The following is a 14023-nucleotide window of genomic DNA, read 5'->3' on the forward strand; positions in this document are numbered from 1 at the left end:
GATTATGCAAAGAAAGGGCTGGTTTCGTTCGTAAAATCTTTACAACGATAGACAGCATTTTCGGCACCATTTTCACTATTACCAATTTATGATAAAAACAAACAAAAAATGCACGAATCTCTTCGTGCATTAAAATAAAACATCTTCTTCATATAAATATTCATACGATAAATCTATAAATAAAAAGTTTTCATCATCAATCGGGAAAGAAAATGTTCGTACCATCTCACCGGTTTCAATATCAGCATATAAATCTGAAAGTCTTGCCTTATTCTCAAAACGCATTTTCATAATATTCTCTAGAAAATACGGGCGCCAACTCCAGTTCTTCATGTAATACTCAGGCATCACAATCCATTCCCCATCTTTTTTCATAACGTTTCCTGATTGTTGGAAACCATCTTCGTTACAAATAAATATACGAAAACTACATTGTGATACACTTTGGCTAAATTGTAATAACCAATCATTTATATCTTCATTCTTTTTCTGTTTGGCTAAAACATCGCCAATTCGATCACGTAACATTTCTGTTAAATTATAAATCTTTTGTAGTTTTTTCTTCTCATGTTGAATAAATTGATGACACTCATTACCAAGTCGTTCTTTCAAAACGTTCGTTTCAATAAAATCAGGTAAGCATTCTTTCAAATAATTCCCTTGATAGTACCTACCACCGTTTTTCCATGCATATTGTAATTGATAAAAAGCATCTATTTCTTCATATAACAATGTCGCACCAATTCTTCTAGCAAGTAATGATAAAGAATATAAAATATCTTGATAAGATTGTAAAAGTGCAGTTTGCCTTAAATTTGTTAAATCTACTTTTAAAATATCAGGTGCTAACACGCTAATACGTTCTAAATTACTTGTACCTGTTCCGACTTTATTAATCGAAATTTGAATACCATATGTACGATAATACATAAGCAAATGATTAAATTGCTCTATATCTTCTTTACATTCATGTTCTGTAATTTCTAAAACAATGTTTTTCAAATTTAAACCTTGTTTTTCATACATCAATAAAAGTTGAAGCAAACTTTCATCATCATCGTTCATCAATACGTTAGCATTCCGATGTATAAATAATAATAGTTTTTGATCACTTTCTAAATAACGATTTAAAGCTTTTTCTACTATAATGTTATCCGCTTCTAGTTGAAACTCACTTGGAATAGAGTCATCATGAAAGAAAGAAGCTAAACTTTGTATGCCCTCTTCTGTTTGAATACGCCCTACTACTTCATATCCAATTACAGTATGTTCATCAGCACTAAAAATTGCTTGATAATAAGGAAGGACTTTATCCAAGTTACTCATTACATCTAATGCATCTATCAACGTGCTTCCCTCCCTTTACTTTTCAAAAATTATAACATGATATTTACGGAAAAATAATAAAAAATCCCTTCAGTTTTCCTGAAGGGATTAGAGGGGTAAAATGCTAAGGGGAATTAGCAATTCTACTATGAAGAAAAAAGAGGTCTTAAATATAACGTATATATGACCTCTTGTAAACACTTTTCTTTCATATGTCACAATTCCGTCACATTTTCCTTATCCCTTTTAAAATGGATATTGATGTAAATGTTGTCCTCCATCCATTGTCATACAAGTTCCATTTATGTACGCAGCTTCATCTGAACATAAATAATAAGCTAGACCTGCAATTTCTTCTGGCGTACCCAGTCTTCCAAGCGGAACACTTTGTATCGTACGCTTAGCCATTTCTTCTGAAATCCATAATTTATCAGCACCGCCCGTACGTTCAATTGGTCCTGGCGCAATAGCGTTAACTCGGATTCCATATTTACGTCCCCACTCAACAGCGAGTGTCTTCGTCATTGCTAATACTCCAGCCTTCGCTGCAGCCGAATGAATAACTCCCGGACCTGCATCCCACGCATATGTTGCTACCATGTTAATGATATTTCCTTTTATACCTTTTTCAATCCAATATTTTCCGACAGCCTGGCTACAGTAAAATGTACCGTTTAACACAATATTAATAACCGAATTCCAGCCGTTCACAGATAAATCTTCTGCTGGACAAATAAAGTTTCCAGCTGCATTATTGATTAAAATATCAATTCGTCCAAACTTCTCATCAATCTGTTCAATCATTTTCTGAATATCATCCGTATTTCTTACATCCATTTGTACCGGTAATATTTGTCCTGGAAATTGTTCAATTTCCAATTTTGTTTCCTCTAGTTTTTCCTTTGTACGTCCTGTAATAACAACTCGTGCCCCTTCTTTTGCAAAGCGAGTCGCCATTCCTTTTCCCATTCCGCTCGATCCACCTGTTACAATAACTACTTTTTCTTTCATATATATCCCCCTCCAAAAAATGAATACACATTCATTTTATCATTTTATTTAATAGAAATCTTTATATTTTTAAACTTTTCTGATATTTTAACGTAAAGAGATTTCTTTTTATTCACTTTTTCGTTATCTATACTACTTTTACATGATTTAAAATATATTTAAAAAAACGAAAGGAGATTTGAGTAACCTGTAAATGTAACGAACACATGTAATATAAGACAAATAGGTATACTCATATTTTTATGAAGAAAATTACAAGAAGAGATTTTTTAAAAACTGGAATGCGTACTTGCCTATATTCATTTATAACGACTAGTATCGGATACTATTACGCTAAATATATTGAGCCTCATCTGCTCTCTTTTACAGAACATACATTGAAATCACAACTCATACCAAAAAGCTTTCACGGTATGAAGATTCTTCAATTTAGTGATTTACATCTCGGATACTATTTCTCTCTCCAACATTTATCTCAAATCGTTTCTAAAATTAATGCTGTAAAACCCGACATTGTTCTCTTTACTGGTGATCTCATTGATAATTATCAAACATATACTGACACTCCTTTCGTTGCATCTATTTTAAAAAATATACAAGCACCCTTCGGTAAATTTTCTATTTATGGCAACCATGATCACGGCGGATATGGAACGGAATACTACGAACACATCATGCGTGAATCTGGATTTGAACTGTTACTAAACAGTGAAAAGAGAATCCGTCTACTGGATAATAGTGAAATTTCAATTTTCGGTCTTGATGATATACTATTAGGCAAACCAAAAATAAAGGAGACGCTACAGCGCGCTCGGAAAAACATTTATAACATTGTTCTTGTTCACGAACCAGATATTGCACCGCAAATTGCTACATATCCGGTTAACTTACAACTTTCTGGTCATAGCCATGGCGGACAAGTACAAATCCCTTTTTTAGGGGCTATTATTACCCCAGCACTTGCTAAAAACTATGTAGAAGGTTTCTATACGATCCAAGATTTAGCTCTCTATGTCAATCGCGGCCTTGGCAGAACACGTGTCCCATTCCGATTTATGGCAAAACCTGAGATAACAATTTTTACACTCCAACATTCGTAATCATTCGCCTATTTTCTTACATATCCTTTCTTGTACGCGCTCATCCATGTTTCATTTACCATATGATAAAAGTGAGTCCAATAAAGGAGGTTTGTTCATGTATCCATATTATCAACCAATCCCAGTCCGTTCAGCACCTATTGGTCCAGTAGGCGACTCACGCTTCTTTCCGTTTTTTGGCGTCCCATTTCTAGCTGGTATTGCTGGTGGACTGCTTGGCGGAGCATTAGCTTTCGGTCCTAGACCGTATTACCCACCATATCCACCACCTTTCCCACCGCCGACACCTTATCCTTGTTATGGCGGACCTTGTCAACAACCATTCTATTATTAATGTACCGCAACAATTCTACTAATGTTATTTCCTTTCTTAACCGATTCATAATCCATTAACATGCTTATAATAAAAAGTATTCTCTCTACGCATCCTTTATAATAAGTAGAGAACAAAGTAAAAAACCTCTTAAAAAAGAGGTTTTTTACTTTGTTCTCATTATTCAGCATCTGTGTTTTGATACGCCATCTTAAATAACTTCACTTGGCTATCAATCTCTTCTGCCCCATTATTAATAACATAATAATATTCACCGTCTTTATTTTGTTCACGTGTTTTCACATTATCAGCTAAAGTAAGCTGTAAAATCGCCTTAATTCGTGCCTTCATTTCAATATCTAATATCGGGAAAGATATTTCTACACGTTTCTCCATATTTCTTGTCATCCAGTCAGCTGAAGATAAATATATTTTCTCTTCTCCATTATGATGGAAATAATAAATACGGCTATGTTCTAAATATCTCCCGACAACACTAACTACCCGAATATTTTCACTTACATTTGGAATACCAGGTCGTAGGCAGCATGTTCCTCGAACGATGAGCTCTACCTTTACTCCAGCTTGTGATGCTTCATACATTTTTTTAATAAGTGGTTTATCAGTTAATGAATTCATTTTAGCAATGATATATCCATTTCCATATTGCCTATGATAACGAATTTCTTCATCTATTAAATCGATAAATTGCTCTCTTATATCAAATGGTGCAACCGATAAATGATGAAAATGCGGCTTTGTTGTATAACCACTCAAATAATTAAAGAAATTTGTTGCATCGACCCCAAAGTCTTTTCGTGATGTAATATAGCCAAAATCAGTATATAGCTTTGCGGTTGCATCATTGTAATTTCCGGTTCCAAGATGTACGAACCTTTCAATTTTTCCGTTTTTTCTTCTTACAACTAGCGTAATTTTACTATGTGTTTTCAAATGACTTACACCGTAAATCACATGACAACCCGCCTGTTCTAATTCTTTAGCCCAATGCACATTATTTTCTTCATCAAACCTTGCCTTTAACTCAACTAATACCGTCACTTGTTTCCCTTTTTCAGCCGCTACCTTTAGCGCCTGAATAATTGGAGAATCACCACTTACTCGATATAATGTTTGTTTGATCGCAAGTACATTCGGGTCGTCTGCTGCATCACGAACAAAATCAACTACTGGCTGAAACGATTCAAACGGATGATGTAATAAAATATCATGCTCAATTGCTTTTTCAAATACATCTTCCGCATCCCCTAAATCTTGAGGTCGTTGCGGAATAAGAGCCGGATATACTAAATGTTCATATAAAGGCGCTAGTTTTTTATATAAAGAAAATAGACATGTTAAATCTAACGGTCCATCCATTATATACACATCTTCATCTTTTACTTCCAACACTTCATATAATAACGCTAATACTCTTTCATCAATGTGTTCTTTGCCAACTTCTAAACGTACAGCAGCTCCCCACTTACGCTTTTTTAATTCTTTTTCAATTACTTTTAATAAATCTCTCGCACCTTCTTCATGAATCGTTAAATCCGCATTGCGTGTAATACGGAAACGAGTAACAGATGATACTTTATATCCAGTGAATAATTTATGAGTAAAACCACTAATTACATCTTCTAATAAAATAAATTTATGCTTTTGCCCTTCACTCGGTAAAAATATGAAACGTTCAAGTAATGAAGGAACTTGTACAATTCCTAACTTCGTGCGGTTTTCTTCCTCCACTTGTTTCTCATCATATAAAAGAGTAGCTAAATTCAAACTTTTATTTAATAACATAGGAAATGGACGATACGCATCGATAGCTACAGGTGTTAAGACTGGGAAAATTTGCTCATCAAAATACTCTTCTATAAATTCTCTTTGTTCTTTCGTCAAATCATGGAATGTTAAACGCTCAATCCCCTCTAACTCCAACGCTGGCAACACATAATTTTTAAACGTATCATATTGTACAGTCATTAATTCATGGGCCTTTATCGCAATTTTATTTAATTGCTTTTTTGGTGTTAAGCCAGCCTTATTTTCTGGTTGGTTAAACCCAGCGCTCACTTGATCCTTCAATCCTGCTACACGTACCATAAAGAATTCATCTAAATTGGAGCTAAAAATGCTAATAAACTTTAATCTTTCTAAAAGCGGATTCATCTCATCCTGTGCTTCTTGTAGTACACGTTCATTAAATGCTAACCAACTTAGTTCTCTATTGTTGTAATAAGCTGTATCATTTAAATTGACTATATTCCCCTTCAACATTTCCATCCTCTTCACACTTCCCTTGAAACTTTTTTACTATAATTTAGTTACTTTCATTTTAACAAATTACAATATTCCAAAGTGTTAATTTTTTGTAAAGACATCCGTACAACTTAGTGTTTTGATTCGAAGAATAAGTTAATATTCGTTTTCAATACTCTTTCCAGCTGCTTTTTTTGCTTTTCAGCTTGCACTTTTTCCGCTAATGCCGATTGCTCACATACAATTTTAAATGTTAATCCTTCTTTACTTTCTGTTATAGATATCGATTCAACAAGCGATCTTTGTCTTATATTTAGAGCTGCTGAAAATTGTAAAACAGCCCCTAATAGGCGAATTTTTTTTTGTTCGTTTTTATCAAACCATCCTTCAAACGGAGACAGATGTTGTTTGAATAACATTTTTGATTTATAAGACGCAATCAGCGCTAATCTAACTCGCTCTTTATGCATCATACCATCAATTGTTTTATTTGCTAATAAATAAAACGTATGTAAGCGGCTCGCTTCTTCGTCTATATATTTGCCTATATTAAATACTTTCGCTGCTTGATGGAACACTTCCCAGTCTTTTACTGACATAGAAATCAGCCCTGTTTCTTCAAGCTGTTGACAAATTAATCTTCCATGTTTAATAAGCTGCATTACAAATTCCATGTCCATTTCATATTCATGTGATAATAAATACAAACTTTCTTCGACCACGTTCGGATAATATGAAATCCCCAAATCTTTTGTCAACTCTTCATAGAAAACACCTTCTCTTAATCCTTTTCTACTTAATACAAATGCTGGTGCCTCTATAACATTAACAAGCGTATGAAATACTTCGACTGCGGGAACAATTGTATCCGCTCGATCTTTTGCCAATCCTTCCAATTTTTGAAGTTCTATGAACGACAAGCCTTCCAATTCTTCTTTCACATTTTTAATATCTTCTTCTTTCATCTTGTATAAATGTACTCCTGCTATAGGATAACAAATTAAATTTTGATGAATTTTCACTAAGTTCCTCGCACTACCACCAATTGCAATAAGGGGTAATTTCTTATCAATTAACCATGGTAATGTTCGAAATTGATATTCTAGGTACGTTTGAAGCTTGTCCAACTCTTCTTCAGTAGGTATATCCTCTTTAATAAATTGTTGCTTTAAAGAAAGTGCCCCAAAAGGAAAGCTATGATACTCTAAAATCTCTCTATTTCGAAAGTATGTAACTTCCGTACTTCCTCCACCAATATCTACTGTAATCCCTTCCGAGAACGAAGTTGAATTCATAACCGCTAAATAGCCGTAACGTGCTTCTTCATATTCTGATAATACTCTAAGAGTAAAGTCTGTTTGTCCTTCAACAAGTTTTTTAATTTCCTCTTGATTCTCAGCCTGCCTAATTGTTGCTGTTGCAACACAAAGTACATGGCGCAACTGATGGAATCGTGTACTTTCTTGAAATTGAAATAATGTTTGTAACAATACCTCTATTCCTTCTTCAATCAACACACCATCGACTAAGTAATTCCTTAACCTTGCAACCACTTTCGTATTTTCAATCTCTTTATAAAAACCTCCGTTTTGCTTTTCATAAATAACTAAACGCATTGTATTAGATCCAATATCTATAATGGCATATTGCTGTTTTAATATTTCTTTCAAACTTCTCACTCTTTCATTATCAAATTTCTAAAACACATTCTATTACTATTATACAAAATAGTTGTTTTTTGTAACAATATTGCTTTAATATTGAAAATATATACAATCACTTTTTGCATATAATAAAAATCACTTTTACTTATGGTATAATAATGAAAAATTGAAAGGAGATTTAATATGAAACCTTCACAACCACAATCTCAATTACAAAACCAACATTCTATTAATCGACTAGCTCAATCTATTTTCGTTGTGAATCGTCATGCTAAAGCTGCAACTAATCCGAAGTATTTATACTGGTTAAAAAAGACAGCTTTAGAACGCTTAATTACTGAAAAAAAAGCTATTAAAGAAGGATTACATTTCTCTAGAAATCCACGTTTTAGCCAACAACAATCTGATGTTCTTATACGTTTAGGTGATTACTTTTTCCATATTCCTCCTACAAAAGAAGATTTTCGAATCCTACCACATCTCGGTCATCTTGAATCCTCCTATCGAAATCCGAAAACAACCTTATCTTTAACAGTAGCAAAAAAAACACTTCAAGATTATATTGGTCCTGAAGCGCTAAAACAAGAAAAAAAATTAAGTGAACCTGTCCCATGGTATAGTCGTACCTATACAAAAAAATAAAACAGTTTGGCCAATTGTAGGCCAAACTGTTTTATTTTTTCTCTTCTTTAATTTTAATATTTGCTTGTTTATAAAAAGCTATTTTTTCTGTATTATAAGATTTCGTAAATTCATTAAACTTGTCTTTTTCTGATTCAATATCTTTATAAGACTGATTTACTACTTTTACTTTTTCACTAATATCTTTTAATTTTGTACCTTTATCTTGTAGCATTGTATATAATTCTTTTTCTTGTTTTAACGATTTATTATAGCTGTCATACATTTTGTTAAATGAATCATGTCGTTTCTCATATGTGCTTTTCACTTTATCTGCTTGATCTTTCAATTTCTTATCTTCAATTTTCTTCACATATTTATCTACCGATTTCACTTCTTCTTGTGCCTTATTTAAAGATTCTTTTTCTTTTTTAAGCACTTTTTCTCGTTCATCTGTATTTTTCACTGCTTGGTTTAGTTTTTCCTTAACAGTTTGATTATTATCTTTTCCTTCTTGAACAATCTGGTTATATAATTCTTGTCCCTCTTTCTCTAAAGTTTTAAGTTTTTTTGCATCTTCAAACATTGTTTTTTCTTGCTTTGCAGCATTTTCAAATGCAACATATAATTCCTCTTCTGGTTTCGGCCCAAAACACCCCGCTAGTAAAGTCATTGATAATGCAGTTACAATTGCTAATTTACTATATTTCAACATCTTTTTCCTCCTACTTATATACGATCATCGTGTAAAAAGCTATGAAATTATATAACCTTCTATAAACTCCACACTCGCACCTTTTTCACGAAAATCATTCATATTGTTTATAATGCTTGTACAAATTGTATTACTTGAAATTACATTTTCCATTTTTGAACTAAATAGCAGTTTCATATCCATCTTTTACTTGGCACTTTTTAAAACCTATTCATACTATGTATTACATAAAAGTACAACGGAATTCATCACAACCATACTAATTTGAAGAACAACAGTAATCATTCACCTGATAAAAGATGTTCGTTGTTCTCTCACGTCTATCATTCTATCATTCCCTTTCCCGCTTTCTATCAAATAATCTCTTTGTTCATTTTACACAGTATAAATGCTATCTTGCAACTATTCCCTAAAAAGGAAAAGTGTAGAGTATGCTTTCCTCTACACTTTTAAAGTGAAACACATTGTGCAAAATGCATTGACACATCCATCATAATTATATGCCTATTTCATATATTTTTAAAGACTTTTATTACAAAAAAAGTCCTTTTTGTAATAAAAGTCAAAAAAATGTTACAATCAAAACTTCTTCATATCATATTTCTTTACATCAAAGTTTTACTTATTTTTTTACGAATTTCTATGCTGGTACAATTGATTTTGTGCCTTTCTTAACAATTCTTCAAACGTTTTTCCTTCTATTGGATAACTAGCAGCCCCAAATAATAGAGTCATACTTAACAAGCCATTTTCTATTTCACTTTCAATATTTTTCATTAATCGGTTTGTTATTGTCGATTTTTCATGTCCGTTATCGATCGCCACAATAACATACTTATTTTCATCCCACTTCGTAACGACATCGCCTTTACGAATTGTCTTTACAATCGTACTCTCCAACTTTTGTACTAACACCTCCAATTTTTTTTCTTGCACTGTTTCTTTTAGTCCTTTCCATTCTTTCACAGAAAGAATGTACACTGTAATATTATGAGAATCTCGTTCTGATAAAGCAGCTACTTTCTCAAAAAAATCAACTACAAAATCATTACTTGCCATTCCTCCTACTTCCGTATCCATACGCCCACTCGCTCTTTTATCATACCAATGTCCAAAATAATAGCTGAGTATCATTTGCAATATATAAATAATAAAGACGGTATAAAATGATCGCGAATCCAGTTTTGTAATTACATCCTGAAGCGCAATCCATTCTGTAACTGCCACTGTATTCCCAAGTAATAATCCACTAATTTTCCCTTTATGTTTCATACTTCGCCTCCCTTCTATACCAATATATGTTTCTATAACAATTATGTTTTTCTACAAAATAAAAAATGTACATATTGAGTGTACATTTCCGCTTAAGCTTGTCTACCATTTCTATTCTATTTCATATATACCATACATCATTTTAGAAATATGGTGACCTACATGCTACAAAAGAAAAATCTATCAGATATTATACGTTTACTATCGTGGTTTCTGTTGTCGCTAAAATTACTATTTAATTCTTTCGGAGTAAACTTCATTACATATAATCAAATTGACGCTATTGTAAATATGGATCGAACAAAAAAGGGACTAAAAAAGGAACCTTTCATACAGGTTCCTTTTTATCATTGCCGTACAACAACTTCATTTGTTTGCAGCGGACCATATGATACTCCGTTATATTGAAATGTATATGTAGCCTGAAATAGTGTGTTTTTGAGTTCTTTATCTTTATTTGCTTTTATTTTACAAATTAATTCTACCTTCTCATTTGGTAATAAATTATCGATTCTCCACCTTACAAGCTGGAACAGAAACTCGCTCATTCCCTTATCAGCCTTTAATGAATTTGGAATATATGCAAAATAATCTCGAATCATATGACTTACTACAACTCGTGAAATCATTTTCATTCCTTTATTTTCAACTTCAATTCGAATAATAAGTATGTCGTTTACATCACAGGTCAGTTCATATGAAAATTTTTCTTTATACATACTACGGATTTGTAATGTAACTGCTACGTTAGGACATTCGTTTTCCTTTTTTGAGCCATCAATCCATAATACCGGTTGTAGCGGTATTGAACGCCTTCCTTGATCCGGAATTCGTTTCCATATTTTCATAATAATATTCACCCCATTTCAGATGCATCATATCCATACGACCTTATTCTGCCTCTCTACACAATATTAATAAAGCTCGTTACAAACGATATATAGTTATTACTCTTCCTTTTATCCTATTCGACAAAGTCAAGAAAAAACCATTTTTCATCTGTTAACAGCAGGTATTCTTACTGAAATATTTTTTTACAATTTCCTTCATTGACTTTTTACCACTACTAAGTATTACTCACTCTTTTGCTGTCCATACAACAGAATATTTTGACGGAAGAAAAAGTTTGCCTTTTAGTCAAATTTGACTATAATATTCTTTATGGCTTTGTCAGTGCACTTGTGTAAATTGATTTTAAAAAATATATTTATAATTTTTATGCGCTGCACTCAAAACTTAATATAGTTTACTTATTATTAAAGGAGGGTTATCTTTGGAATCTCAATTATCAAAAAAAGACTCCAGCAAGACAAAATTTGTTGTTGCGGGTTTACTACTTGGTATTTTAATGGCTGCAATGGATAATACAATCGTTGCAACAGCAATGGCAACAATCGTTGGAGACCTAGGAGGATTTGACAAGTTCGTTTGGGTCACGTCTGCATATATGGTAGCAACAATGGCAGGGATGCCTATCTTCGGAAAACTTTCTGATATGTATGGACGGAAACGCTTTTATATTGGTGGCCTTATTCTTTTCTTGTTCGGTTCTGCACTTTGTGGAACAGCATCTAGTATTGAGCAATTAAGTATTTATAGAGCAATTCAAGGAATTGGTGGCGGCGCTCTTATGCCTATCGCCTTCACTATTATGTACGACATATTCCCACCAGAAAAGCGCGGAAAAATGACAGGGCTATTCGGTGCTGTTTTCGGAACATCTAGTGTATTCGGCCCTTTATTAGGTGCTTATATTACAGACTATATAAGTTGGCACTGGGTCTTCTATATTAATATTCCATTAGGACTTATTTCCTTCTTCTTCATTACGAAATATTATAGTGAATCTCTAGAATTTAGAAAACAAAAAATTGATTGGGCTGGCGCTATTACACTTGTTATTAGTATCGTTTGCTTAATGTTCGCATTAGAACTTGGTGGTAAAGAATACGCATGGAATTCCACTGTGATTATCGGCTTATTTACAACAGTTGTTATTATGCTTATTATTTTCTTCTTCGTAGAACGAAAAGCAACCGATCCTATCATTTCTTTCCATCTATTTAAAAAACCTTTATTCGCAGCTAGCCAAGGTGTTGCCTTTTTCTATGGTGCCGCTTTTATCATCTGTACAGTTTATATCCCAATCTTCGTTCAAGGTGTTCTCGGTGGTTCAGCCTCAAATGCTGGGTTAATTTTAACACCTATGATGATTGGCTCTGTAATTGGAAGTCAAACGGGTGGACAGTTAGCTTCTCGAACAAGTTATCGTAACATTATGATGGCATCTGGAGTTTTCTTCGTTCTTGGCATTTATTTACTAAGCACTTTAACAATGGATACACCTCGCCTACTCGTAACACTATTTATGGTTCTCGCTGGACTTGGTGTTGGTTTCTCATTCTCAGTTTTAAGTATGTCTTCGATTCACAAATTAGAAATGAGAGACCGTGGTTCTGCTACATCAACAAACTCATTTTTCCGTTCACTCGGTATGACTCTTGGTGTAACAATTTTCGGTACAATTCAAAATCATATTTTTACAGATAAACTAAACACTCTCTTCCCACCTGAACTAGCAAAATTAGCTCCAAAGGGTGGAGACACAAGTTTCTTATTATCACCAGGTGCTACCGATAAAATACCAGCTGAAATATTAACTGGTATTAAAGAAGCTCTAGCTACATCTATTGCCAGTACATTCTTCTGGGCACTGATCCCGGCTGTACTAAGTATTATTTGCATTTTACTTATGGGAAATGAGCGTCTTTTTACAGGACCAAAAACGAAACAAAAACAAAAGCAAGTAAGCTAATATAACGGCATATCCCTTTATGAAAACGGATATGCCGTTTATAATATGTATAAAGTTTATATATATAGGGGTTGAGACAGCATGAGCATGAAATTAGTCATTCTCGGCTTGCTACTCGAAGGGGATAAACATCCATATGAAGTGCAGCACATAATGAAAGAACGACAAATGGACTGTTATATTAAATATGCAAAAGGATCACTTTACTATGCCTTTGAGCAATTAGAAAAACAAGGGGCAATTCGTGTTACAACTATTGTTCGAGATACAAATAGACCAGATAAAACAATTTTTCATATAACAAACGAAGGTAAACGTTTATTTCACACATTACTATTAAAACAATTCGAGGCAAAAAATCAAATATATAAACCAATTTATTCGGCACTCTCTTTCGCTCATTTTGGTGATGATCAAGAGTTAATTCCTATTTTAGAAAAAAAGAAAAATGATACCGTTCAATATTTACATAACATGCAAACTATTTATGACTGTAGCAAAGGAAAAATCCCACGCGCACAACTATATATTTTGCAAAGCGTTATTGAACATATTACAGTTGAATTGCAATGGTTAAACACCCTTCTTGCAGATGCTGTTGCCGGGCGACTTTCAGAAATTGATATAGATGCGGATTAAACTTTCAAAATAGAAACTGTAAAATGACAATATAGTTATTTTATTTCAAATTCTAAAACAAATATAACTCCATTCTAATTTAGGATGGGGTTATGCTTGTTTAATTTTCTATATAAGATAAACCAATTATTTAATAACATAACTGGCATCTTATGTATGTATAGGTACCCATTTCTTTATAAATTTAATCGCACTTTATTTCAATTCTCCTCATGTTTCTCCACTCTAAAAAATCAGAAAAATACAAATAATTAAAATACAAAACTTTAGAATTTTCTTATT

The 14023-nt window shown here is 33.0% G+C and carries 13 protein-coding genes; 6 read left to right on the top strand and 7 right to left on the bottom strand.

Annotation, left to right across the window (positions count from 1 at the left end; all coding sequences use genetic code 11):
• Positions 1 to 129: 129 nt before the first annotated feature.
• Together ACTFRN_RS02615 and fadH are read right to left on the bottom strand one after the other, a co-directional pair.
• Positions 130 to 1347 carry an EAL domain-containing protein gene (locus ACTFRN_RS02615; protein WP_000564304.1) on the bottom strand — a complete coding sequence of 406 codons (1218 nt, stop codon included), beginning with the start codon at positions 1345 to 1347 and terminating at the stop codon, positions 130 to 132.
• Positions 1348 to 1572: 225 nt separating this feature from the next.
• Entirely contained in the window at positions 1573 to 2337 is a 765-nt protein-coding gene (gene fadH / locus ACTFRN_RS02620; protein ID WP_000660918.1) for a 2,4-dienoyl-CoA reductase, read from the bottom strand.
• 242 nt (positions 2338 to 2579) lie between these two features.
• On the opposite strand from fadH, the gene ACTFRN_RS02625 reads away from it, so the two are divergent.
• Entirely contained in the window at positions 2580 to 3437 is an 858-nt protein-coding gene (locus ACTFRN_RS02625) for a metallophosphoesterase (RefSeq protein ID WP_000724516.1), read from the top strand.
• 97 nt (positions 3438 to 3534) lie between these two features.
• Positions 3535 to 3771 (top strand): hypothetical protein, encoded by a 237-nt coding sequence (locus ACTFRN_RS02630; protein ID WP_000283744.1) that lies wholly within the window; start codon positions 3535 to 3537, stop codon positions 3769 to 3771.
• Between the two features lie 159 nt (positions 3772 to 3930).
• Here ACTFRN_RS02630 and ACTFRN_RS02635 read toward each other — a convergent pair whose 3' ends face one another.
• Together ACTFRN_RS02635 and ppx are read right to left on the bottom strand one after the other, a co-directional pair.
• Positions 3931 to 6039: a polyphosphate kinase gene (locus ACTFRN_RS02635; RefSeq protein ID WP_014893533.1), complete on the bottom strand. Its 2109-nt coding sequence runs from the start codon at positions 6037 to 6039 to the stop codon at positions 3931 to 3933.
• Positions 6040 to 6146: 107 nt separating this feature from the next.
• Positions 6147 to 7685 (bottom strand): exopolyphosphatase, encoded by a 1539-nt coding sequence (gene ppx / locus ACTFRN_RS02640; RefSeq protein ID WP_000658869.1) that lies wholly within the window; start codon positions 7683 to 7685, stop codon positions 6147 to 6149.
• 177 nt (positions 7686 to 7862) lie between these two features.
• Here ppx and ACTFRN_RS02645 point away from each other — a divergent pair, with 177 nt between their 5' ends.
• Complete coding sequence (locus ACTFRN_RS02645) at positions 7863 to 8321, top strand: YkyB family protein (protein ID WP_000804868.1); 459 nt, start codon at positions 7863 to 7865, stop codon at positions 8319 to 8321.
• Positions 8322 to 8352: 31 nt separating this feature from the next.
• Here the strand turns inward: ACTFRN_RS02645 and ACTFRN_RS02650 are convergent, their stop codons facing one another.
• Both ACTFRN_RS02650 and ACTFRN_RS02655 read right to left on the bottom strand, forming a co-directional pair.
• A complete protein-coding gene (locus ACTFRN_RS02650) occupies positions 8353 to 9015 on the bottom strand; it encodes a YkyA family protein (protein WP_088106429.1) in 663 nt (220 codons plus the stop codon).
• 630 nt (positions 9016 to 9645) lie between these two features.
• Positions 9646 to 10287, bottom strand: a complete 642-nt coding sequence (locus ACTFRN_RS02655) for a diguanylate cyclase domain-containing protein (protein ID WP_000680842.1) — start codon at positions 10285 to 10287, stop codon at positions 9646 to 9648.
• A gap of 162 nt (positions 10288 to 10449) precedes the next feature.
• Between ACTFRN_RS02655 and ACTFRN_RS02660 the strand changes: the two genes are divergently transcribed.
• A complete protein-coding gene (locus ACTFRN_RS02660; protein ID WP_041184500.1) occupies positions 10450 to 10695 on the top strand; it encodes a hypothetical protein in 246 nt (81 codons plus the stop codon).
• On the opposite strand, the gene ACTFRN_RS02665 is transcribed toward ACTFRN_RS02660, so the two are convergent.
• Complete coding sequence (locus tag ACTFRN_RS02665; protein WP_000708167.1) at positions 10635 to 11135, bottom strand: hypothetical protein; 501 nt, start codon at positions 11133 to 11135, stop codon at positions 10635 to 10637. The genes ACTFRN_RS02660 and ACTFRN_RS02665 overlap by 61 nt on opposite strands.
• Positions 11136 to 11560: 425 nt before the next feature.
• Between ACTFRN_RS02665 and ACTFRN_RS02670 the strand changes: the two genes are divergently transcribed.
• Positions 11561 to 13102, top strand: a complete 1542-nt coding sequence (locus ACTFRN_RS02670) for an MDR family MFS transporter (protein ID WP_074567406.1) — start codon at positions 11561 to 11563, stop codon at positions 13100 to 13102.
• Positions 13103 to 13183: 81 nt separating this feature from the next.
• A complete protein-coding gene (locus ACTFRN_RS02675) occupies positions 13184 to 13741 on the top strand; it encodes a PadR family transcriptional regulator (protein WP_000062077.1) in 558 nt (185 codons plus the stop codon).
• The last annotated feature ends 282 nt before the right edge of the window (positions 13742 to 14023 follow it).

This window comes from Bacillus cereus group sp. MYBK245-2 (assembly GCF_051916145.1).
Classification (GTDB): domain Bacteria; phylum Bacillota; class Bacilli; order Bacillales; family Bacillaceae_G; genus Bacillus_A; species Bacillus_A pacificus.

What these genes read in the sequence shown, in the direction of transcription:
- fadH (WP_000660918.1), bottom strand. Translation starts at nt 2,337, where the DNA reads ATGAAAGAAAAAGTAGTTATTGTAACAGGTGGATCGAGCGGAATGGGA.
- ACTFRN_RS02635 (WP_014893533.1), bottom strand. Translation starts at nt 6,039, where the DNA reads ATGGAAATGTTGAAGGGGAATATAGTCAATTTAAATGATACAGCTTAT.
- ACTFRN_RS02665 (WP_000708167.1), bottom strand. Translation starts at nt 11,135, where the DNA reads ATGAAAATATGGAAACGAATTCCGGATCAAGGAAGGCGTTCAATACCG.
- ACTFRN_RS02650 (WP_088106429.1), bottom strand. Translation starts at nt 9,015, where the DNA reads ATGTTGAAATATAGTAAATTAGCAATTGTAACTGCATTATCAATGACT.
- ACTFRN_RS02630 (WP_000283744.1), top strand. Translation starts at nt 3,535, where the DNA reads ATGTATCCATATTATCAACCAATCCCAGTCCGTTCAGCACCTATTGGT.
- ACTFRN_RS02675 (WP_000062077.1), top strand. Translation starts at nt 13,184, where the DNA reads ATGAGCATGAAATTAGTCATTCTCGGCTTGCTACTCGAAGGGGATAAA.
- ACTFRN_RS02660 (WP_041184500.1), top strand. Translation starts at nt 10,450, where the DNA reads ATGCTACAAAAGAAAAATCTATCAGATATTATACGTTTACTATCGTGG.
- ACTFRN_RS02625 (WP_000724516.1), top strand. Translation starts at nt 2,580, where the DNA reads ATGAAGAAAATTACAAGAAGAGATTTTTTAAAAACTGGAATGCGTACT.
- ACTFRN_RS02645 (WP_000804868.1), top strand. Translation starts at nt 7,863, where the DNA reads ATGAAACCTTCACAACCACAATCTCAATTACAAAACCAACATTCTATT.
- ACTFRN_RS02655 (WP_000680842.1), bottom strand. Translation starts at nt 10,287, where the DNA reads ATGAAACATAAAGGGAAAATTAGTGGATTATTACTTGGGAATACAGTG.